19 protein-coding genes are annotated in these 21,167 nt (G+C 52.1%); 6 read left to right on the top strand and 13 right to left on the bottom strand.

Annotated elements, in window-relative coordinates; all coding sequences use genetic code 11:
* Window positions 1–22 precede the first annotated feature (22 nt).
* Both ybiJ and J4614_RS10100 read right to left on the bottom strand, forming a co-directional pair.
* The gene (gene ybiJ / locus J4614_RS10105; protein WP_000849089.1) at window positions 23–283 is read right to left on the bottom strand and encodes a DUF1471 family protein YbiJ; all 261 of its coding nucleotides are present in this window, start codon (window positions 281–283) and stop codon (window positions 23–25) included.
* Window positions 284–567: 284 nt separating this feature from the next.
* Entirely contained in the window at window positions 568–834 is a 267-nt protein-coding gene (locus tag J4614_RS10100) for a DksA/TraR family C4-type zinc finger protein (RefSeq protein ID WP_000146332.1), read from the bottom strand.
* Window positions 835–1,038: 204 nt separating this feature from the next.
* Between J4614_RS10100 and rlmF the strand changes: the two genes are divergently transcribed.
* Complete coding sequence (rlmF, locus tag J4614_RS10095; RefSeq protein ID WP_001275962.1) at window positions 1,039–1,965, top strand: 23S rRNA (adenine(1618)-N(6))-methyltransferase RlmF; 927 nt, start codon at window positions 1,039–1,041, stop codon at window positions 1,963–1,965.
* Here rlmF and ybiO read toward each other — a convergent pair.
* From ybiO to rhtA, 6 genes are all read right to left on the bottom strand, one after another.
* On the bottom strand, window positions 1,962–4,184 hold the full coding sequence (gene ybiO, locus J4614_RS10090) for a mechanosensitive channel protein (RefSeq protein ID WP_208293160.1): 2,223 nt from the start codon (window positions 4,182–4,184) through the stop codon (window positions 1,962–1,964). The two genes, rlmF and ybiO, sit on opposite strands and share 4 nt — an antisense overlap.
* A 118-nt stretch (window positions 4,185–4,302) precedes the next feature.
* The gene (gene glnQ / locus J4614_RS10085; protein ID WP_023137167.1) at window positions 4,303–5,025 is read right to left on the bottom strand and encodes a glutamine ABC transporter ATP-binding protein GlnQ; all 723 of its coding nucleotides are present in this window, start codon (window positions 5,023–5,025) and stop codon (window positions 4,303–4,305) included.
* Window positions 5,022–5,681 (bottom strand): glutamine ABC transporter permease GlnP, encoded by a 660-nt coding sequence (gene glnP / locus J4614_RS10080; protein WP_001159076.1) that lies wholly within the window; start codon window positions 5,679–5,681, stop codon window positions 5,022–5,024. The genes glnQ and glnP overlap by 4 nt, the downstream gene beginning before the upstream one ends.
* Window positions 5,682–5,826: 145 nt before the next feature.
* Window positions 5,827–6,573 (bottom strand): glutamine ABC transporter substrate-binding protein GlnH, encoded by a 747-nt coding sequence (gene glnH, locus J4614_RS10075; RefSeq protein WP_000838671.1) that lies wholly within the window; start codon window positions 6,571–6,573, stop codon window positions 5,827–5,829.
* 476 nt (window positions 6,574–7,049) lie between these two features.
* Window positions 7,050–7,553, bottom strand: a complete 504-nt coding sequence (gene dps, locus J4614_RS10070) for a DNA starvation/stationary phase protection protein Dps (RefSeq protein ID WP_000100805.1) — start codon at window positions 7,551–7,553, stop codon at window positions 7,050–7,052.
* A gap of 302 nt (window positions 7,554–7,855) precedes the next feature.
* Window positions 7,856–8,743, bottom strand: coding sequence for a threonine/homoserine exporter RhtA (gene rhtA, locus J4614_RS10065; RefSeq protein WP_001119555.1), 888 nt, complete (start codon window positions 8,741–8,743; stop codon window positions 7,856–7,858).
* Between the two features lie 353 nt (window positions 8,744–9,096).
* Here rhtA and ompX point away from each other — a divergent pair, with 353 nt between their 5' ends.
* On the top strand, window positions 9,097–9,612 hold the full coding sequence (gene ompX, locus J4614_RS10060; protein ID WP_000716763.1) for an outer membrane protein OmpX: 516 nt from the start codon (window positions 9,097–9,099) through the stop codon (window positions 9,610–9,612).
* A gap of 62 nt (window positions 9,613–9,674) precedes the next feature.
* Here ompX and J4614_RS10055 read toward each other — a convergent pair whose 3' ends face one another.
* Both J4614_RS10055 and mntS read right to left on the bottom strand, forming a co-directional pair.
* Window positions 9,675–11,255 carry a phosphoethanolamine transferase gene (locus J4614_RS10055; RefSeq protein WP_023137168.1) on the bottom strand — a complete coding sequence of 527 codons (1,581 nt, stop codon included), beginning with the start codon at window positions 11,253–11,255 and terminating at the stop codon, window positions 9,675–9,677.
* A 264-nt stretch (window positions 11,256–11,519) separates the two neighbouring features.
* Window positions 11,520–11,648: a manganase accumulation protein MntS gene (gene mntS / locus J4614_RS10050; RefSeq protein ID WP_001001755.1), complete on the bottom strand. Its 129-nt coding sequence runs from the start codon at window positions 11,646–11,648 to the stop codon at window positions 11,520–11,522.
* A gap of 185 nt (window positions 11,649–11,833) precedes the next feature.
* Here mntS and mntR point away from each other — a divergent pair, with 185 nt between their 5' ends.
* A complete protein-coding gene (gene mntR, locus J4614_RS10045; RefSeq protein WP_000533542.1) occupies window positions 11,834–12,307 on the top strand; it encodes a manganese-binding transcriptional regulator MntR in 474 nt (157 codons plus the stop codon).
* On the top strand, window positions 12,304–13,416 hold the full coding sequence (locus J4614_RS10040) for an anion transporter (RefSeq protein ID WP_001046525.1): 1,113 nt from the start codon (window positions 12,304–12,306) through the stop codon (window positions 13,414–13,416). The genes mntR and J4614_RS10040 overlap by 4 nt, the downstream gene beginning before the upstream one ends.
* Window positions 13,417–13,459: 43 nt before the next feature.
* Here J4614_RS10040 and ldtB read toward each other — a convergent pair whose 3' ends face one another.
* The gene (gene ldtB, locus J4614_RS10035; RefSeq protein ID WP_001056401.1) at window positions 13,460–14,380 is read right to left on the bottom strand and encodes a L,D-transpeptidase; all 921 of its coding nucleotides are present in this window, start codon (window positions 14,378–14,380) and stop codon (window positions 13,460–13,462) included.
* A 218-nt stretch (window positions 14,381–14,598) separates the two neighbouring features.
* Between ldtB and J4614_RS10030 the strand changes: the two genes are divergently transcribed.
* Window positions 14,599–16,194 carry an ABC-F family ATPase gene (locus tag J4614_RS10030; protein ID WP_000961434.1) on the top strand — a complete coding sequence of 532 codons (1,596 nt, stop codon included), beginning with the start codon at window positions 14,599–14,601 and terminating at the stop codon, window positions 16,192–16,194.
* Window positions 16,195–16,315: 121 nt separating this feature from the next.
* Here the strand turns inward: J4614_RS10030 and J4614_RS10025 are convergent, their stop codons facing one another.
* Window positions 16,316–17,581: a DUF1479 domain-containing protein gene (locus J4614_RS10025; RefSeq protein ID WP_001586229.1), complete on the bottom strand. Its 1,266-nt coding sequence runs from the start codon at window positions 17,579–17,581 to the stop codon at window positions 16,316–16,318.
* A 261-nt stretch (window positions 17,582–17,842) separates the two neighbouring features.
* Between J4614_RS10025 and J4614_RS10020 the strand changes: the two genes are divergently transcribed.
* Window positions 17,843–18,652 (top strand): Cof-type HAD-IIB family hydrolase, encoded by an 810-nt coding sequence (locus J4614_RS10020; protein ID WP_000217910.1) that lies wholly within the window; start codon window positions 17,843–17,845, stop codon window positions 18,650–18,652.
* A gap of 77 nt (window positions 18,653–18,729) precedes the next feature.
* Here the strand turns inward: J4614_RS10020 and J4614_RS10015 are convergent, their stop codons facing one another.
* Entirely contained in the window at window positions 18,730–21,162 is a 2,433-nt protein-coding gene (locus tag J4614_RS10015; RefSeq protein ID WP_023137169.1) for a glycyl radical protein, read from the bottom strand.
* Between the last annotated feature and the right edge of the window lie 5 nt (window positions 21,163–21,167).

The raw sequence follows: 21,167 nt of genomic DNA, 5'->3' as shown, positions 1-21,167 counted from the left end.
TGAAATCTGGCGGGCAGGTAAATTATTTATAAATCACCGCAGTGCCGCTCATTTTGTCATTACCCACGGCGGAGGTGATGTTATAAGCGCTTGCGCCAGCAGCGGCGGCTTTTTCAGCCAGTTTAGCTTCCAGGCCATCCAGCGTGGTGGCGCCATCGGCAGACACTACGCCGATTTTATGCAGGTTTTGCGTCTGAGACGCGCTAACCGGTTCTGCGGCAAAAGCGCCAAAAGAAAGGGTGGAAAGCGCGATGGCTGCAACAGCATATTTAATGGTTTTCATGATTAATCTCTCGCAGGTTATTCTGTTTATGGGACGATGTTCCGTCGATGTGATGAGTATCACGGTTTTTTGCGAAAGATAAAATCGAATAGAATTGACGGCCTTGCTCAAAATTTTTGAATGACAAATAACCTATTGATTATTAATTAATTCAACGGTGGAATTTACCTTTCTTGTCATCTGGCTTTACAGAGTCGATGTTAACGGCACATTCTGCGACGCAGAACGCTAAAAAGCATGAGCGTAAAGGAATGGATGATACTGGCGGTTTCGGTAAAGAAAAGTCAGCGTAACTGGCTGTCTTTTGAACCTCTACGATTATATCCTGAAAATGTTGCGTTATGTAAATCTTTCTCCTGTTGACAGGATATGCATAACCGAACGCCCGGTACGGCTTTACGCCGCGCTTCAGGGATAGGATCGCCGCAAGATTCGCATTCATCGCGACTTTCGCCGTGGGGAAGTTCGCCGCGAGCGCGGGCAACAGCATCTTCAATGGTATTGTTGATTTGTTCATTCACTGCGTCGTCATTTGCCCAGCCGGATGCCATCACGCTCTCCTGATTTTAGGGTACCTGAGGTTAAGTGTAGCGCCGTCAGGCGAAAAAATCGCATCGCGCGATCTTTTCAGACCATGAGCAGAGCCAATGTCATTCAGATAGCCGATCAAACGAGCGAGGCGGGGAATTCGCGGTGGTATATTTACCCCGTGGCGTTATACGAGTATCTTACGCCGCTGCTAAAAGGAGAATGCCATGTCCGCCCAGAAACCGGGGTTACACCCGCGCAACCGCCATCAACACCGTTATGATCTCGCCGCACTGTGTCAGACCACGCCGGAATTGACGTCCTTTCTTATCCGCACGCCCGCCGGTGAACAGAGCGTTGATTTTGCTAATCCGCAAGCGGTAAAAGCGCTCAATAAGGCGTTGCTGGCGCATTTTTATGCCGTCACACACTGGGACATTCCGCCAGGGTTTTTATGTCCGCCGGTGCCTGGCCGTGCGGATTATATCCATCATCTGGCGGATCTGCTTGGCGAAACGACAGGGAGTATTCCGGCGCAGGCAACTATTCTGGACGTGGGCGTGGGCGCCAATTGTATTTATCCGCTTATCGGCGTTCATGAATATGGCTGGCGATTTACCGGTAGTGAAGTCAGCGACGCAGCGATGTCCAGCGCGCAGGCTATCATTCAGGCTAATACGGGGTTAAGCCGCGCCATTCGTCTGCGTCGGCAAAAAGATCCGGCGGCCATTTTTACCGGTATCATTCATAAAAATGAATTTTATGACGCAACGCTTTGTAACCCGCCTTTTCACGACTCCGCCGCCGCAGCTCGCGCGGGCAGCGAGCGTAAGCGCCGCAATTTGGGGCAGAATAAAGATGATGCGCTGAACTTTGGCGGTCAACAGCAGGAGCTATGGTGCGAAGGCGGCGAAGTCGCCTTTATTAAAAAAATGATTGCTGAAAGCCAATCCTTCCGCCGTCAGGTGTTGTGGTTTACGACGTTGGTGTCGCGCGGCGAGAATTTACCGCCGCTTTACCGGGCGTTGACGGAGGCTGGCGCGGTGAAAGTGGTGAAAAAAGAGATGGCCCAGGGGCAAAAGCAAAGCCGCTTTATTGCCTGGACCTTTATGGATGACGACCAGCGTCGCCGTTTTATCACCCGCAAACGCTAAATCGTCGGTTCGCGCGGCGGCAGCGAATCAGACGACGGGCCGCCGGTGGGGGCGGGCAGAACCTGATACGTTTGCACCGGCGCGCGCACATTAGCCAGATCAAAATGCTTTTTCACCTGGCTATCAAGGGCAAAACGCACCGTCCACTGCTTGAGCGGTAGGGTGGTGAACGATACGCGTAAAGTAAACGCCGTGTTTGTTAAACCGACAATACCGGCGAACGTGGGTTCGCCGATAATCAGCCCGCGAATATCCTCCGTCTCCATCAGCGCCGTTACCGCGTCTTTCAGCGCCTGATTCGCTTTATCCGCATCCTCATGGCGATCCACGTCATAGTTGGCGACAACAGAGCCGATACCGCGCACAAAGTTGGCGAAAGTGGTGATCGAGGACCACGGGATAATATGGTATGCCCCGGTATCCTGCCGCACGCCGACGGAACGAATCGACATTCTTTCGACCGTCCCCGTCAGCGGGCCTATGGTGACTAAGTCGCCGGTATTCATCCCGTTTTCAAACTGAATAAAGACGCCGGTAATAATATCTTTCACCAGGGTTTGCGAACCGAAAGAGATAGCCAGACCTAACGCCCCCGCGCCAGCCAGCAATGGCGCGATATTGACGCCGATTTCCGATAACACGATCATGATGGTTATGGTACTGATAATCACTGCCAGCGCATTGCGGAACAGCGTCAGCAGCGTGCGCGTGCGGGCGCTGGGTAGCGGGCGACCATGAATATCGGAGGCCAGGCGATTCTCAATCAGACTGGCGAGAATCGTCCATCCCACGGCGGAGAAGAATAAGATTAACGCGATACGGATGAGGATATCGACCATCTTTTCCCCCGCGCCATAATGTAGCCAGTGCCAGAAATCGAATAACCCCCAGGCGTTGAGCAACAGCATAACGGCGACGCAGACGGTCAAAAAGCGTGCGACTTTTAGCGCCGAGGAGAGCCAGCCGTTAAGCCGCTTTTGTAATTCCGGGTAATTGCGCTGCGTATGGGGCGACAGGGTGATGGTTTTCGCTATCCAGCGGGTAAACATGCCGGAGATAAACGCGGCGATGCCAATAATCGCCAGACTGCGCACGGTCGCGCCCATCATAAACTTCAGGCTATTGCCTGGGTCGAATAACGAGAAGAAAAACAGCACGATAAAGTAAGCGCTGGCCAGCCAGTGCCACACCAGCGCAAAGGCGCGGATAAACAGGCTAAAAAAGGCTAATGATCGTTCCGCCAGGCTTAATAAATGTTGCGTAATCTCCGCTTTGTTTTTAAAGATCAGGTACAGCGCCCAGATGGTGATGCAGAGCATGATCGCCACATTAGCCATCGCGCCAACCTGAACATTCACCTGATTGGAAATAATCGGAACGGCAACAATCAGCCCGTAGCCAATCAAACTGCTAAGCGAACTCATACGGCGATTCCAGTAACGCGCTGTCGCATCCTGAATCGCGAATGGGCGTAATTCCGGTACATTAGGGCAAAAAATAAGCCGCAGAATCGCTTTAAAGAACTCTATTAGCGCGAAGGCATTCAGGAACAGGCTTTGCTGAAAAGCGATAGTTCGACTTCCCGCATGGAAATTATCACTGAGCATCTGACCGATAAATAAGGTGAGCGCCAGTAGCAGGAGGTCGATAATAAACGCGCCGACGATCATCGCCGGGAGCTGTAACCAGTTGCTGCGTTCACGGTTTTTCTTGCGCGCCCACAGGCCCATTTTTCGATATAACGGCAGGGCGCAAAGCCGTATCACGCTATAAAAACCAAATACCGCGACGGCCAGAAATAAAAAGTGGGTTAACGCGTTGGTGAAGGTTTGCGAGTTAAACGGCTTGTGCGGCGCATCGGTGATGTTGCGATAAAGCTGGGCGAAACGGGTAGCGAAAGCATCGCCGTACTGACGGGTAACGGTGGTGACGTTCTCCAGTACCGTTTTCTCATCTTTGGCCGCAGGCGGCGCAAGCGCTGGCGACGGCTCGGTCGGCGGCGTGGTTGAGGCTTCGCGGAGTTGCGCTATTAATTCGTTACGTGAAGCCTCGTTCTCCAGTACGTCAGCCAGGGCCGCATAGGCCGCTTTTTTTTGTTCAGGACTGGGCTCTGGCGCTGCTTGCTGGCTGGTTGATGTCCCCGTGGTCACGCCGGGTATGGCGACCGCATGGGCAGGCGCGCCCAGTAGACAAAAAAGGATGAACAGGGTCCACCGCATGACTCCTCCAGTGAGAAAAGAGACGCAAAACACTAAGTATAGATGGCGCAGGGGAGGGAAAATGAAATGGGACTATTCCATGATGCCCTTCCTGCCGCAGGGCAGGAAGGGCGATATCTCAGGAGACGTGCTGTAAAAATTCCTGTAAACGTGGGCTTGGCGGGTTTTCGATCAACGCCTGCGGACTGCCATCTTCGGCAATACGGCCTTTATCGATGAAAATCAGCCGTGAGGCGACTTTTTCGGCAAAGCCTATTTCGTGAGTGACAATGACCATGGTCATGCCTTCTTCCGCCAGATCCTGCATGACTTTCAGCACTTCATGGCGCAGTTCAGGGTCCAGAGCGGAGGTTGGCTCGTCAAAGAGCATCATTTTCGGCTTCACTGCCAGCGCTCGGGCAATGGCGACGCGCTGTTGTTGACCGCCGGAAAGCTCGGAGGGGTAGTGGTGCGCCCGTTCCGCCAGTCCAACTTTCGCTAATAGTGTTTTCGCCTGTTTTTCCGCTTCTTCTTTCTTTACGCCGCGCACGCGCAGAGGACCGAACATCACGTTTTCGAGCGCGGTCAGATGCGGGAACAGATAAAACTGTTGAAACACCATGCCGGCTTCCTGGCGAATCAGCCGTTCGTCTACTTTAGGATCGTTGACTTTCAGACCATCGACAATCAGATCGCCGGAGGTGATCTCTTCCAGTTTATTGATACAGCGTAATAACGTGGATTTACCCGAACCGGAAGGGCCGATAATCACAACCACTTCGCCCTGACGGATGTTTAAATCAATGTTATGCAGCACCTGGGTGGGGCCAAAGTGCTTGGAGACGTTTTTAAATTCAATCACAGGATTTTCATCCTTCTTTCAAGACGACGCAAAATAAAGCTCAGCACCAGCGTAATGATCAAATAGAAGACGGCCACGGCGCTCCAGATTTCCAGGGCGCGAAAGTTACCGGCAATAATTTCCTGGCCCTGACGGGTCAGCTCGGCTACGCCGATAACAATAAACAACGAGGTGTCTTTGATGCTAATGATCCACTGGTTGCCCAGCGGCGGCAGCATACGGCGCAGAGCAAGCGGTAAAATAACATGGCGGATGGTTTCCCGGCGAGAAAGGCCCAGCGCCAGACCCGCTTCGCGAAAACCTTTGTGAATGGATAGTACTGCGCCGCGAGTAATTTCCGCGATATAAGCGCCGGAGTTAATCATAATTGTCACGACCGCTGCGCTGAACGGATCAATACGCAAATCATTAAATGCCATCGGCAGGGCAAAGTAGATAAACATGACCTGGACAACGATGGGCGTGCCGCGAATAATTTCAATGAAAACCAGGGCGATGTGGTTGGCGAACCAGCCGCCAAACGTACGGGCAAAACCTGCCGCCAGTCCAATAACCAGGCCGCCAGCCAGACCGAGGACCGAGATCCACAGGGTCATTTTAGCGCCCTCAAGCAAAAGCGGAATGGCGGGCCAGATGGCGCTCCAGTCAAACTGCATATGTCGTTCCTGTTACCGTGGTGTAAATAGTCAAATGCTCTATCCGGCGCGGAAATGGCGTGAAAGTGTCTTATCCGTCACGAAAAAGAGCTGTAGGCCCGGTGAGCGTCCTCACTACCGGGCCACAAGCCAACATCAGGTCGTTTTATTTAGGTTCTGTACCGAACCATTTTTTGTAGATTTCGTTATAGGTGCCATTCTCACGCAGCGTTTTCAGCGCGCCGTTGACTTTCTCGCGCAGTTCATCGCTGCCTTTCGGGAAGGCAACTCCGTATTGCTGTGCTTCCAGCGATTCGCCTACCGCCTTGAACTGGCCGTTGCCTGCGGTTTTGATAAAGTACAGGATGTTCGGCGTATCGTGCAGAACGGCGTCTGCGCGGTTGGTGCCTAATTCCATGTACGCGTTATCAATGTTCGGGAACTGACGCAGGTCTTTGGTTTTGATATTCGCTTTCGCGTAATCCACCGACCCGGTTCCGCTCTTCACGGCAACGACTTTGCCATCGAGGTCTTTAACGCTTTTAATGTCGTTATTATTGGCTTTAACCATCACGAGCAGGCCGCTTTTGTAATAGCCATCGGAAAAGTCGATCGCTTTTTTACGCTCGTCCGTAATCGTAATACCCGCCAGCGCCAGATCGATATTTTTGGTTTGTAATGCCGGAATAATGCCGCTGAAATCCATCGGTTTCAGGGTGTAGTCCAGCTTCAGTTCTTTCGCGATAGCGTCCCACAGATCAACATCAAAACCGACGTATTTGTCGCCCTGTTTAAATTCAAACGGAACGAACGCCGTATCGGTTGCCACAACGAGTTTCTTATCCGCAGCGTGCGAAGACACCGCAAAAGCCAGGGTAAGTGCAGCCAGTGAAACTTTTAATAGAGACTTCATAGCATTTCCTTTTCTATCCACGGGGCGATCCCCTGCGAGAACATGTAGCGTAATGAAAAAATCATGCCAATTATGTAACTCATTGTTTTAACAGAAGCGTCAATCATTCCTGTGCACAATAAGTCGGGCAAAACCAGTATGCCGCACCGTTTTGGGGCACTGATTTAGTGCATGAATAACAAAGTAGAGATACAGGGTCTATTTAGCGTAAAAATTGTTGTTAAAACAATCTTTAATTAACGATTGTGTGATTTAATTATTACAAATAATTCACTTTTATCGGAGGGGAGTACAAGACGTGTGCACTATTTAAGTGCAAAACCCCTGTGACAGGCAGGGGTATAGGGATGACTTATATACCTGTGTACATCAAGTTGCAGGTGCGTTCGCTTCAGTGACCGACGGAAGTCAGGCTCCTGCGGATTCGCTGCGTTTGTACCTTCCTGCAACTCGAAGTATTCAGGGTAGAGATAGATTTATTCGATGTTGGATTCGATAAACCACAGGAATTTATCGAGGTCGCGTGATGCGGCGGTAAAGATATCGGCAGTGTCTTCATCTTTGGCTTCACCGATAGCTTTGCGAACATCATTAGCGACAACAGCGTAGCGATCGGCCAGTTCTTTTAAGTGATCCTGCACGTTATGGATGTCCAGCGGATAGCTTTTCAGCGGAGTTTTGCTGTTGATAACTTGCGTGGTGCCTAACGCCACACCGCCAAGCTGTACGGCGCGCTCGGCCATAGTATCCAGATGATCGGTCAGTGCGGTACGGAAGCCATCCAGCATCTCATGAACGGCAATAAAGTTAGCACCGCGCATGTTCCAGTGGGCCTGTTTCGTGATCAGCGACAGGTCAATGAACTGGATCACCTGACGATTAAGCAACTCAACCGTCGCTTTTTTATCGCTCTCTGATACATCGTTACGGGTATAAAGCAGATTAGACGCTTTTGTTTTTACCAGTTTAGCGGTACTCATAATCTCATATCCTCTTGATGTTTGTGTCCCAGGTAATTAACGAAAATAAGTATAGCACCGGTTTTTAACTTTGCTTTTTTGAATTTACCTATCACTTTAATAGTACAGACAAGATTTAATATTTATTTTGATTGTAAATCAATTAGTTAGGCGAGCTTGTTGTTTGTTGGGTAATAATTCTCATTTTAATGTAAAAAATGAGAAAAAATATGACAAAAAATGACGAAGTAATAGCGCGATAATAAAAGGTGAATAACGAGGTGATATTCTGCATGATTATGCACATCATGCAGAATAAGAAACTATTTTACGTCAACTTGTTTAATTTGCGGTTCGCGGCGAATCGTTAGGGTAGATCCCATTGAGGCGGCAATGATGGCGCACAGGGCCATGATTTGTATGCCCGTAAGCGTTTCGCCCAGAAAAATCATCCCGGAAACGGCGGCCAGCGCGGGTTCCATGCTCATCAGCGTACCGAAGGTGCGGGTTGGTAGACGCGTCAGCGCAATCATTTCCAGTGAATAAGGCAGTGCCGTAGAAAGCACAGCGACCGCTAACCCTAAGGGAAGAATCGACCAGTGCCATAGCGCGTCGCCAGCCTGAACTGCGCCAATCGGCACGAAAATGATGGCGGCAATCAGCGAGCCTACCGCCACCGTGGCCGGACCATGTTCCGCGCCTGCTCGCTGGCCGGTAAGAATATAGACAGCCCAACAGGCGCCAGCGCCGAGCGCCAACGCGGCCCCGGTAAGATCGACGTGAGACATATCTTGCCCTAATGGCAGCAGGAACCAGAGTCCAAGCACAGCCAGTACGACCCAAATAAAATCTACCGGCCGCCGGGATGAAAACAGCGCGACCGCCAGAGGACCGGTAAATTCCAGCGCGACCGCAATACCCAACGGCACCGTCTGAATCGACAGATAGAATAGATAGTTCATCCCGCCCAGCGACAGACCATAAAACAGCAAAGGCAGTCGCTGCTCTTTGGCAAAACGCAAACGCCAGGGTTTGAAAAAGGCGATAAGGATAAGCGTTCCCAACGCCAGACGAAGCGCCGTTACGCCCGGCGCGCCGACAAGAGGAAATAACGATTTCGCCAGTGAAGCGCCACTCTGAATAGAGGACATGGCAATGAGCAAAACCAAAATGGGCAACCAGACTGGTAGTTTACGTGTTGACCCCGGCATCCTTTCTCCTGTCAAAAAATGTCAGTACGAGTAAAGGTGGCAGTGTAATGGAAATTCCCCGTGGCGGTTGAGGATTCGTTGAAAAAAAATTTCCAGGATTCCATAAAATGAACTTAAATTGATGGATAAATAGACTGTTAGTTTAGGAATAATCTGGATGAATGTATCGCGTCGCACGCGCATTATTGGTGCAATCAGCCGGAAAAGTGATGTTAATTGAATAAGATAGCGCGATATGGAAACGTTCTGTTACATGAAAGGCGCCCTTAGACACCGTGAATCGCAAAGAGTTTCCCATTAATTTTTGATATATTTAAAACTTAGGACTTACTTGAAGCACATTTGAGGTGGTTATGAAAAAAATTGCATGTCTTTCAGCACTGGCCGCTGTTCTGGCTTTTTCCGCAGGTACTGCAGTAGCTGCTACTTCTACCGTTACCGGTGGTTACGCTCAGAGCGACGCGCAGGGCGTAGCGAATAAAATGAGCGGTTTCAACCTGAAGTATCGTTACGAGCAGGACGACAACCCGCTGGGCGTAATCGGTTCCTTCACCTACACCGAAAAAGATCGTACTAACGGTGCGGGCGATTACAACAAAGGTCAGTACTACGGCATCACTGCCGGCCCGGCTTACCGTCTGAACGATTGGGCGAGCATCTACGGTGTAGTCGGTGTGGGTTACGGTAAATTCCAGACGACCGATTACCCAACCTACAAGCATGACACCAGCGATTATGGCTTCTCCTATGGCGCTGGTCTGCAATTCAACCCGATGGAAAATGTTGCTCTGGACTTCTCTTACGAGCAGAGCCGTATTCGTAGCGTTGACGTTGGCACCTGGATTGCTGGCGTGGGTTACCGCTTCTAATCACGTCGGTGAAAATGAAAAATCCGCCTTTCGGGGCGGATTTTTTTTGCCTGAAACATGCATTATTTTAGTGAAAAAATATCGCTGCCCAGATGGTTATAGTCCACTTTCTGTAATTTGAAATTGGTGATATAAACGGGCCCGGCTTTCTGTTCCGAAATAAATCGATAGCGATTTTTGATCTCTTTAGCGCTAATTCCTGTCCATTGCGAGAAAAAACTCAGGAAATCGTTCGCGGAACGGCGAGCTTTAATGATCCGATGCGCTTTACTGTCGCTGGATAGCACCATAAACGGCACCTGGAAGTTTTGCTGGAATTTGTCGTCATGCGCCAGGTACTGTACCGCTTTGCCGCGCTCTTTAAACGCCAGCCCGTGATCGGAGAAATACACGAGCGAAAAACTGTCGCCGCTATGACGAAGCTGAGTATAGAGCTGACGGAGCAAATCGTCGGTTTGCGTCATGGTGTATAAATAACAAGACGTCTCTTTCGACTGGACAAACGTCGCGTATTTTCCCTGAGTACGGTCACAGGCCTGGGGATGCGATCCCATTAAATGCAACACAATCAACTGCGGTTGCGTGCGTTCTGTCGCCAATACCTGCGCCGTCATGGTTAACAGCGCGTCGTCGCGAGTATTTTTATCCGCTTCAAAATCGCCGTTTTTCAGGAAATGCGCTTCATCGGCGCGTTTGGCGATACTGGCGATGGCCGTGTCGTATTCACCGATTTGCCCCTGATTGGAAAACCACCATGTCTGAAAACCGGCGCGGTTAGCCAGCGTGACGAAGTTATCCTGATACTGCGGTTTGTTATCCACCACGCGATTGAGCGTTAAACCGAGCGATTTTTGCGTTGAGCCGCTGGCGGCGATGTAATCCATAAAGAAGTCGCCATTCACATGGCTGGCGAAGGGGGTATTATCCCAGTGGCCGCCGAAAGCGCCCATGGCATCCCGTCGCGCGCTTTCACCTATCACCACGACATAGATGTGATATCTGGGTTTCACCGTAGTAACCGTCCAGCTATCTTTTATGCCGGATAGCTGCGCCATACGGTGCTGCTCTTCAATGACTTCGTTGTTATTGACGATAACGTCTTTAGCGAAGCGAAAAACCGGATAGCCGGTATCAATAACCTTAAAAACGCCGCCCCATGCCAGATTTTGTACCGGCGCGACGAAAAATGCCGCGACGCTAATCAGCAGGCACAGGCTGTCGAGGCTATTCCAGCGCGGCCTGACCTCTTCTTTTCGGCGGCGAAGCGCAATAATACCCAGCGCAAAAATAAAAAGTCCGGTCAGGTAGCTATACCACGGGAAGATGGTCAGGATTTCGCTCGACTCTTCCATATTGGTGGAGTGCAGCGCCAGCAGCGTATTAAAGTTCGGGGCGCCGTAAGCCTGGCCAAAGGGAAAATAGCAAGCGGCTACCAGCGAACAAATGCCGAGCAGCGCTTTTTGTCCGCGGGGCAGGTAGCGCCAGAGCAGCAGCAACAGGCAGGTAAACGCCGCGGTATAAAGCAGGCTAAAGGGGTAGCCGAGCGCGAGGTTAATCAGCAGCGACTGTAAAAAGTAGAGGCCCGCCCACGGGCTTACAGCCCGACGACGGGCGAGAAGTGAATCGATAAGGGTTGAATTCATATGCCACTATTGCAAAAACGCCATGTGCTAACCCTGGCGCGAAGGGTCATTACCTGCCTGATTATGCGTAAAAAAGGTATTGGGTTCGCAACGGCGAGTCGCAAAATATTCAGGGCTGCCAGAAGATAGAGCGTGCGGGTAAGAAGGTCAACCGCCGGAAAGAAAATGTTTTGCGAAGAGAATAGCAAAACCACAAAAAAACAGGGGAAATGGGCGCCATTTCCGTTGAGGATGCAAAATAAAGCGGCGTACCGCACCGCCGCGTTATTTCGTGGAAGGGTTATCCTGTTCCGGTTTGCCGTTGATCATATCGCACAACATAGAGAGCAGCATTAACCGGACTTTAAAGGGAGAGTGACTGAACACGCGTATACACCTCTTAAATTCGTTCATATAAACCTCCTGATGTTTCTATCCCATCGATCCGTGAGGGATGTCTGCATTACATACAGATATAGCACAGGCTATGTTTTATAGCTATTGCTAAAACGTTAATTTTTTGTGCCCGGACAACTCTGGTTTACAATGAGCGCTCTGTCAGCTGACGCGTTAACGCGTCACAGAAACGAGGAAGCAAAATGGGTCGTCGCGCAGGTACGCCAACAACAAAAAAAGTGACGCAATTGGTGAACGTAGAAGAACACGTTGAAGGATTTCGTCAGGTCAGAGAGGCGCATCGCCGTGAGTTGATAGACGATTACGTTGAGCTGATTTCCGATTTAATTATTGAGGTAGGGGAAGCGCGTCAGGTGGATATGGCGGCTCGGCTCGGCGTCTCCCAGCCAACTGTGGCCAAAATGCTTAAGCGCCTGGCATCGTTAGGATTTATTCAAATGATCCCCTGGCGCGGCGTTTTTCTGACGCCGGAAGGGGAGAAGCTGGCGCAGGAAAGCCGCGAGCGGCACCAAATTGTCGAAAATTTTTTACTGGTGTTAGGCGTAAGTCCGGAGATCGCGCGTCGTGATGCGGAAGGGATGGAACACCATGTCAGCCAGGAGACATTGGATGCCTTTTTGGCCTTCACGCAACAGCATGGAACATCTGCAGAATGAATCTGGCTTTTTTACGGGCGCTGCGGCGTGACCGTTTTTTTCAGTTGTTGATCATTGTGGGGATGGCGTTAAGCCTGTTTGTTCCTTTTGCGCCTCGCGCCTGGCCTGGCGCGATTGACTGGCACACCATTATTACCCTCAGTGGGTTAATGTTGCTCACTAAAGGCGTTGAGCTGAGCGGCTATTTCGATGTGCTGGGACGCAAGATGACGCGCCGATTTCATACCGAGCGGCAACTGGCGATGTTCCTGGTGCTGGCTGCGGCGGTGCTGTCGACCTTTCTGACAAACGATGTCGCGCTGTTTATCGTTGTGCCGCTGACGATAACGTTGAAAAAACTGTGTGCGATTCCGGTCAACCGATTGATTATTTTTGAGGCGTTGGCGGTGAACGCCGGTTCGCTGCTGACGCCTGTCGGTAATCCGCAAAATATTCTATTGTGGGGACGCTCCGGCTTAACCTTTGCTGAATTTAGCGGGCAAATGGCGCCGCTTGCCGTCATGATGATGCTGACGTTACTGCTCCTGTGCTGGTTTTGTTTTCCGGGTAGGGCGTTACAGTATCATACCGGTACGCGTTCGCCGCAGTGGCAGCCCCGTCTGGTGTGGAGTTGCCTGGGATTATATGTCGTTTTTCTTACCGCGCTGGAGCTCAGGCAAGAGTTATGGGGACTGGTGTTGGTGGCGGCTGGGTTTATTGTGCTGGCGCGCAGGGTGATAGTCAGCGTGGACTGGACGCTGCTGCTGGTATTTATGGCGATGTTTATTGATGTCCATCTGCTAACGCAATTGCCGGCGTTGCAGGGCGTTTTCAACCAGGTTGGCGCACTGTCTCACCTGGGACTTTGGCTAACCGCTATCGGCTTGTCTCAGGTTATCAGTAATGTGCCCAGTACCATTCTCCTGCTGAACTATGTACCGGCCTCGACGCTGCTGGCGTGGGCGGTGAATATCGGCGGGTTTGGTCTGCTGCCGGGGTCGCTGGCAAATCTTATTGCTTTACGGATGGCGAACGATCGCCGAATCTGGTGGCGATTTCATTTCTATTCGCTGCCGATGCTGGCATGGGCGGCGCTGGTGGGATATGGATTATTGCAACTGATGCCGTAAGAGAAGCCCGATAGTGTCTATCGGGCTTCGCAGGCAGAGTCTGTCAGTTCAGACGAACCGGCATCCCGGAACGATCCTGAACCGCCTGTTGTACGACGGCCTGATCAACGTCAGGCTCGTTGGTGACGGCCAGGATACTCTTATTAAGCGTGATCGGCACCGCTTCCTTACCTTCAAACTGCGCTTCCGTCGTTGACAGCGGGTTATGCACCTCAATGTAACGGCTACCGTCCGGCTCGGTGGTGGCTTTTACCGGTTCATCGATAAACTGCACGCGGGTGCCGACCGGCACATTTTCAAACAGGAATTTGATATCGTCGTTGCGCAGACGCACGCAGCCGTGGCTCACGCGAAGCCCGATGCCGAAGTTGGCGTTGGTGCCGTGAATAGCATACAGGCGACCAATGTACAGCGCGTACAGGCCCATCGGGTTATCCGGGCCCGCAGGCACGACGGCAGGCAGCGGCTCGCCGGCGGCGCGATATTCAGCGTGCATTTTTGCCGTAGGCGTCCAGGTCGGACCGGCTTTTTTACGTTCAACTTTAGTCGTCCAGTTGATAGGCGTGTCTTTACCTAACTGACCGATCCCAATCGGCAGGACGATAACGGTGTTTGTGCCTTTCGGGTAGTAATAGAGGCGCATTTCCGCGCTATTAATGATAATGCCTTCGTGTACGGTATCCGGCAGGATCAGCTGCTGCGGAATATTCAGCACGGTACCGCCCTTCGGCAGGAAGGTATCCACGCCAGGGTTGGCTTCCAGCATGTTGGAGAGCCCCATCTGATACTCCGCGGCAAAATACTCCAGCGGCTGGGTATTGCCCTCCGGAACGGTGATGACCTGATTTTGCCCAATTAAACGGCTACCATCGGTAGGCAGCGGGTAAGTGACTGCTGAGGCTGTTTTACAAAAACCAACTACAGCGAAAGCCGCCGCGAAAAGCGTTGTTAATTTCATATTCATGTTATGCGAGATTCTGTGCCAAGCAGGCTAGTAGGTTGAGAATTCTGTCATGTTGGGAGCGCATTATAGGTGCATTCCAGTAAACAGGGAATTCAGATGTGTACGAAATCACGTTTTTTTCCCTTACGGTTCAGTGTAGCCCTTTGTACAGGGCGCGATCTTATTTCAGACTTGTGGCATAATAAGCGGTTTGTCACATCTTTTTTCAGGATAAGCCTGTGTTAGTTTCCAGCAACGTTACCATGCAGTTCGGCAGTAAGCCGCTGTTCGAAAACATTTCCGTCAAATTTGGCGGCGGCAACCGTTACGGCCTGATCGGCGCCAACGGTAGCGGAAAGTCCACTTTTATGAAAATCCTCGGCGGCGACCTGGAGCCGACGCTGGGCAATGTTTCCCTCGATCCGAATGAGCGGATCGGTAAGCTGCGTCAGGACCAGTTCGCTTTTGAAGCATTCACCGTACTTGATACTGTCATTATGGGGCATGGCGAACTGTGGGAAGTCAAGCAGGAGCGCGACCGTATCTATGCCTTGCCGGAAATGAGCGAAGAAGACGGCTATAAAGTCGCCGATCTGGAAGTAAAATACGGCGAGATGGACGGTTATTCCGCTGAGGCGCGCGCGGGCGAACTGCTGTTGGGGGTGGGCATCCCGCTGGAGCAGCATTACGGTCTGATGAGTGAAGTCGCGCCAGGCTGGAAATTGCGTGTGCTGCTGGCGCAGGCGTTATTCTCTAATCCGGACATCCTGTTGCTCGACGAACCGACCAACAACCTGGATATTGATACTATCCGTTGGCTGGAGCAGGTGCTGAACGAGCGCGATAGCACGATGATCATCATTTCGCACGACCGTCACTTCCTGAACATGGTTTGTACGCATATGGCGGATCTGGATTACGGCGACTTGCGCGTCTATCCGGGTAACTATGATGAGTATATGACGGCGGCGACCCAGGCGCGTGAACGTCTGTTGGCCGATAATGCGAAGAAAAAAGCGCAAATTGCCGAGCTGCAATCTTTTGTTAGCCGTTTTAGCGCCAATGCCTCTAAATCGCGTCAGGCAACGTCGCGCGCGCGGCAGATTGATAAAATCAAGCTGGAAGAGGTGAAAGCCTCCAGCCGTCAGAACCCGTTCATCCGTTTTGAGCAGGATAAAAAACTGTTCCGTAACGCTCTGGAAGTGGAGGCGCTGACGAAAGGTTTTGATAACGGTCCGCTGTTTAAAAATGTCAATTTGCTGCTCGAAGTCGGCGAGAAGCTGGCGGTACTCGGCACCAATGGCGTGGGTAAATCTACGCTGCTGAAGACGCTGGTTGGCGATCTGGACGCCGATCATGGCACCGTTAAATGGTCGGAAAACGCGCGTATTGGTTACTACGCGCAGGACCACGAATATGAATTCGAAAATGACCTGACGGTGTTTGAATGGATGAGTCAGTGGAAGCAGGAAGGCGACGACGAGCAGGCAGTGCGCAGTATTCTGGGCCGCCTACTATTTAGCCAGGATGATATCAAAAAGCCTGCGAAAGTCCTTTCCGGTGGCGAGAAGGGCCGTATGCTTTTCGGCAAACTGATGATGCAAAAGCCGAATATCCTGATTATGGACGAACCGACTAACCACCTGGATATGGAGTCGATCGAATCGCTGAATATGGCGCTGGAGCTGTATCAGGGCACGCTGATCTTTGTTTCGCACGACCGTGAGTTCGTCAGCTCGCTGGCAACCCGCGTCATTGAAATTACGCCGGAGCGCGTGGTGGACTTCAGCGGCAACTACGACGATTATTTGCGTAGTAAAGGGATTGAAAGCTAAACACTGACGCCCGGTGGCGTTGTGCTTACCGGGCCTACGTATCCTGGCGCGTAGGTCCGGTAAGACGGGTGCGCCCAGACAAAGGGCGCACCGCAGTTAAGCGGGCAGGGCTGTACGACCATCAAACGTCCATACCTAATGCCCGTTTACCGTGAATATTCAGATCGCGCAGCGTGAAGCGCCCTTCCCAGGTGGTTTCATAGTCCTCGCGCGGGAAATCGCCCGGTGATGCGCCTGTCTCCAGCGCCGCTTTCACCTTACGCGCATAGGCCAGATTTTTCTCACACATTGGCGCGGCAGGAATGTACATCACATTGCCCCAGCCCTGCTGATTTTCTACGGGGGCGACGGAGTGGATGACATCGCAATGCCACCACACGGAATCCCCGGCTTCCAGTGGCGGAATGCTGGTTAACGCCGCCATCAGTAAAGGATGCCACTGTTCAGAAATCGGCAGCACCCGGCCCGGCGCGACGCCGCATAATTCATCTTCCGGGACATCATCCAGCAGCGGGCGCAACAGAATATACGCCATCGCCTCCGGGATAGGGACGACATGAAGCAACCCCTGACCGGGCAGCATATCGGAGAGCGCGGTCCAGCCCTGGAAGGTGCGAAATACCGAGCATTTTGTGGTGTTATCCACCGTATACTCTTCAACTTCGGTACGGTGTGCCGCATTCCACGGATCGTACTGCTCGACGTTGCCGTTAAACACGCTGGCGAATACCTGCTGATAGGCTGGTAGCAGCCAGCGTTCCAGCGCGCCGGAGTCGGTATGCGCTCCCAGTCCTTTGGATGTGGTGCCCGGCGGGCGGCGACGGATGCGATCCGGATAAATGATGCTGATATCCGGATTAAACCATCGCTTGCCGTCGTGCTCTACCTGCCACAGACGGTTGAGGAACGACTGCGCCAGCGCCATCTCTTCACTTTGGCGGGCCTGCATTTGCGCCTGCGACCAGTAGACAGGATAGATTTCAGGCCGGGAGGCGCTCAGCGTACCGAAAAAATTATCCCCCGGTCCTTTATACACCTCGTCAAAATGGTTCTTGTCCAGATAGTCGAGCATCGACTGGTCCCACGCCAGCGCCTGTTCGCGTGGAAAATGACCTTTAATCACCGCGCACCCGCGGCGCTTAACCTCGGCGCGGGTGGCATCGCTAATGTTGCCCATCGCCAGTTCGCTAAAAGGGATAATTGGCCATACCGGCTGTCCCTGCGCCTTCAGATCGTTAATTTCCGCCACCCGGGCTGCTATGGTGGCGCTCAAACGGTCGAACACCGCCTGTACGTCGCCGATTTGCGCGCGTAGCGCCTGCTTCATCTGACGAATGGCCGCTTTTGGGTCGGCGGGCAGCGTTTCGTGGGTAAAAGGAGTCGTCATATCAACCTCATCGTCTTTCGTTCGAAAGTAAAATTAGTTACATGTGATACTTTAAGTTAAAATAAGGTTAATGCAAGTTTAAAATATTGCAGGGGAACACAAAGAGGGAAGCGAGAGGAAAACGTAAGGTGGCCAGGACGCCTTAATGTCTTATGCGGCTATTCCTTTCGTTCAGCCACTTTTCATTCGAAATAAATTTGTGGTTCTGCTCACATTGTTATTAAAATGTTTCTGGTCGCAGTTACAGCCAGGAGCTTAAGTATGACCGTTAACGTTGTCGTTACCGATATGGACGGCACTTTTCTCGACGATGCCAAGCAGTACGATCGTGTACGCTTCATGGCGCAATACCAGGAACTGAAAAAACGTAATATCGAATTTGTGGTCGCTAGCGGTAATCAGTACTACCAGTTGATCTCCTTCTTCCCCGAGCTGAAAGACGAAATTTCCTTCGTCGCAGAAAATGGCGCGCTGGTGTATGAACATGGCAAACAGTTGTTTCACGGGGAGCTAACCCGGCATGAATCGCGTATTGTGATTGGCGAACTGCTGAAGGATAAGCAGCTTAATTTTGTCGCCTGCGGTCTGAAAAGCGCTTATGTCAGCAAAAACGCTCCCGAGACTTTCGTGGCGCTGATGGCCAAACATTATCACCGCCTGCAGCCGGTAAACGATTATCACGACATTGACGATATCCTGTTTAAGTTCTCCCTGAATTTGCCTGATGAACAAATTCCGCTGGTTATCGACAAACTGCACGTATCTCTGGATGGCATCATGAAGCCCGTCACCAGCGGCTTCGGTTTTATCGACCTGATTATCCCGGGACTGCATAAAGCGAATGGCATCAGTCGTCTGTTAAAGCGCTGGAACAGGTCGCCACAGAATGTCGTCGCCATTGGCGACAGCGGTAATGATGCGGAAATGTTGAAAATGGCGCATTACTCTTTTGCCATGGGCAATGCTGCAGACAATATCAAAGCGCTTTCACGCTATCACACTGATGATAATAACCATCAAGGCGCGCTCAACGTCATTCAGGCCGTGCTTGACGGCACCGATCCCTTCTGATTAACAGGCCTGCGCAGGCCTGTTAAGCGTAGCGCCATCAGGCAATTCGGACATATTGCCGATGGCGCCAGGGCAAATTACAGCATATGTTCGGTACGGGCGATGATATCGTCCTGCGCATCCGGCGACAGCGCGGTGAAGAAGGCGGAGTAGCCTGCCACACGCACGACCAGATCGCGGTACTGGTCCGGATGTTTTTTCGCATCCAGCAGCGTTTCGCGTGACACGATGTTGTACTGAATATGCCAGCCTTTATGCACCTCAAAGAACGTCCGTAGCAGAACCATCAGTTTCTGTTTGTCGGATTCGTTTTCCAGCGTCGTTGGGTTCAGTTTCTGGTTGAGCAGCACGCCGCCGAGAATGGAACCGGTAGGTAATTTGCCTACGGAACCAATCACCGCCGTCGGGCCGAGATGATCCGTACCTGATGCAGGGCTTGCGCCTTCCGCCAGCGGTGTATGCGCTTTGCGACCGTCCGGGGTAGCCATGGTTGCGGCGCCAAATGGCACGTTTGCTGAGATAGAGGACGTACCGGCGTAATAGTTGCCGCCGACAGGGCCACGACCATAGCGCGGGTTATGATATTGCTTCAGCTCATCAATATAGGTCTGATAAGCGCGCGCCAGCAGGGTATCGACACTGTCATCGTCGTTGCCGTACTTCGGCGCGCCGTTAATCAGACGCTGGCGCAACTGCTCATGGGTCAGGCCGTCAAAGTCATCGGCCAGCGCGGCGGCAAGCTGCTGTTGACCGATAACGCCCTGTTCGAAGACCAGTTTTTTCACGGCGGCGAGGCTGTTGCCCAGGTTGGCGATACCGACCTGGAGACCGGATACCCAGTCATATTTCGCGCCGCCTTGCTTGATACTTTTCGCTCGCTCAATACAGTCATCTACCAGCGCTGAGCAGAGAATATCGTGGACATTCTCTTCCAGCATGGTGTCGACCACATACTCAATTTCGATCGATTTGCGCGTGTAGTAGCGAATTTGGGTATCCCAGGCGGCCATCACTTCGTCAAAATTGTTAAAGTTGCCTGCGGAGAGCGCCTTTTCCTGCGGCAGAAATACTTTGCCGCTGGTGGCGTCGCGACCGCCTTCCAGCGCCGCCAGCATGACGCGGGCGAAGTTAATAAAGCTCATGCCGGTGCAGCGATAACCCCATTTCCCGCCGACGGCGGTTTCGATACAGCCGATCGCCGCGTAATCGTAAGCGTCCTGCGGTTCGATCCCCAACTTGATAAATTCCGGGATGACGATTTCATCATTGTTAAACGCCGGCATCCCAAAGCCGCAGCGGATGACCTGGACGCAGGCGTCAAGGAAATCGTTACTCATTCCGGCGTGATAACGCACACTGAGGTTGGGCTGGGTAGAACGCAGACGTCCGCAGGACTCCAGAATGGCGTAAGACAGCGGATTCACTGCGTCCATTGGCTGACCGTTGATGAGATTCTGACCGCCAATGGTGACGTTTTGATACAGCGGGCTGCCCGCGGAAGCTTTAGAGTGCGAACCGGAACGGATCTTGTTTACTTCCAGCAGTTTCAGCCAGCAGCTGTGCAGCAGTTCAATGGCGTGCTCACGATCCAGCGTCTGGTTTAGTTCGACATCGCGACGATAATAGGGGTAAAGATACTGGTCCATACGACCAAATGACACCGAGTGACCGTTAGACTCAATTTGTAGAATCAGTTGAATGAAGTAGCACAATTGCAGTGCTTGCCAGAAGGTCTGCGGCGGTTGGTGGGCGATCACCTCGCAGTTTTCCGCGATGGTAAGTAGCTCTTTACGACGGCTTTCACGGGACTCTTCGCCTGCCATCTGGCGCGCCAGCGCGGCAAAGCGCGTGATGTGCTGGCTTACCGCGTCCAGCACTATATCAATCGCCTTCAGGAACTGCTCGCCATGCAGATCTTCCAGCACGGTCAGGTTGATGCGTGAGCGGCGCTCGGCGACTTTATCGCGCAGGCCATCAAGCCCTTTTTCCAGCAGCAGCGGGAAGTTCACCGCCAGGTGCGCGTCACCGGAAGTCATATTGCCTTCGGCTTTGATAATGCCAGTCGCCAGAAGCCCTTTTTGTTCATCGGTAAACATGCCGTAGCAGCGATCCTGGACGGTTTGACCGCGCCACCACGGACAGATGTCGTGCAGAATACGTTTGTTTTCTTCACTTACGGAAAAACCTGCGCCGGGCCGGTCCGCCAGGTCGTCGATCTCTTTTTCAATCCACGAGACGGTATATTCCGGGAAAATCGGCGCGGCGCGGACTTCACTTGCCTGGTTGCCGACGATCAGTTCATCGTGTTTTATCCAGATAGTGCGTTCCGCCAGGTGATGGGCCAGCGCCAGCGCGCGGCGTACCGGAATCGGTTTATCCAGATGCTGCTGATACATTTCGGTATAATGCTGCGCGCGCTCGGTACAGACCGGCGGTTTCACGATATGTACCAGCGCGGTTTTGTGCGCCTTAATGCGGTCGCTGAGCGTGTCCAGTTTCAGTTGGGTCATGATAA

Source organism: Salmonella sp. 32031103-2018-00083-FB-01-SM-01 (genome assembly GCF_017571995.1).
Classification (GTDB): domain Bacteria; phylum Pseudomonadota; class Gammaproteobacteria; order Enterobacterales; family Enterobacteriaceae; genus Salmonella; species Salmonella enterica.
Note: the sequence above shows the minus strand (reverse complement) of the source record. Positions and strands in the feature narration are given on the sequence as shown.

Coding starts and splice junctions, on each gene's coding strand:
- J4614_RS10025 (WP_001586229.1), bottom strand. CDS start 17,581: ATGACGACTCCTTTTACCCACGAAACGCTGCCCGCCGACCCAAAAGCG.
- J4614_RS10100 (WP_000146332.1), bottom strand. CDS start 834: ATGGCATCCGGCTGGGCAAATGACGACGCAGTGAATGAACAAATCAAC.
- J4614_RS10020 (WP_000217910.1), top strand. CDS start 17,843: ATGACCGTTAACGTTGTCGTTACCGATATGGACGGCACTTTTCTCGAC.
- rlmF (WP_001275962.1), top strand. CDS start 1,039: ATGTCCGCCCAGAAACCGGGGTTACACCCGCGCAACCGCCATCAACAC.
- mntR (WP_000533542.1), top strand. CDS start 11,834: ATGGGTCGTCGCGCAGGTACGCCAACAACAAAAAAAGTGACGCAATTG.
- glnH (WP_000838671.1), bottom strand. CDS start 6,573: ATGAAGTCTCTATTAAAAGTTTCACTGGCTGCACTTACCCTGGCTTTT.
- J4614_RS10055 (WP_023137168.1), bottom strand. CDS start 11,255: ATGAATTCAACCCTTATCGATTCACTTCTCGCCCGTCGTCGGGCTGTA.
- J4614_RS10015 (WP_023137169.1), bottom strand. CDS start 21,162: ATGACCCAACTGAAACTGGACACGCTCAGCGACCGCATTAAGGCGCAC.
- glnP (WP_001159076.1), bottom strand. CDS start 5,681: ATGCAGTTTGACTGGAGCGCCATCTGGCCCGCCATTCCGCTTTTGCTT.
- ldtB (WP_001056401.1), bottom strand. CDS start 14,380: ATGAATATGAAATTAACAACGCTTTTCGCGGCGGCTTTCGCTGTAGTT.
- ybiO (WP_208293160.1), bottom strand. CDS start 4,184: ATGCGGTGGACCCTGTTCATCCTTTTTTGTCTACTGGGCGCGCCTGCC.
- ybiJ (WP_000849089.1), bottom strand. CDS start 283: ATGAAAACCATTAAATATGCTGTTGCAGCCATCGCGCTTTCCACCCTT.
- mntS (WP_001001755.1), bottom strand. CDS start 11,648: ATGAACGAATTTAAGAGGTGTATACGCGTGTTCAGTCACTCTCCCTTT.
- J4614_RS10040 (WP_001046525.1), top strand. CDS start 12,304: ATGAATCTGGCTTTTTTACGGGCGCTGCGGCGTGACCGTTTTTTTCAG.
- ompX (WP_000716763.1), top strand. CDS start 9,097: ATGAAAAAAATTGCATGTCTTTCAGCACTGGCCGCTGTTCTGGCTTTT.
- rhtA (WP_001119555.1), bottom strand. CDS start 8,743: ATGCCGGGGTCAACACGTAAACTACCAGTCTGGTTGCCCATTTTGGTT.
- dps (WP_000100805.1), bottom strand. CDS start 7,553: ATGAGTACCGCTAAACTGGTAAAAACAAAAGCGTCTAATCTGCTTTAT.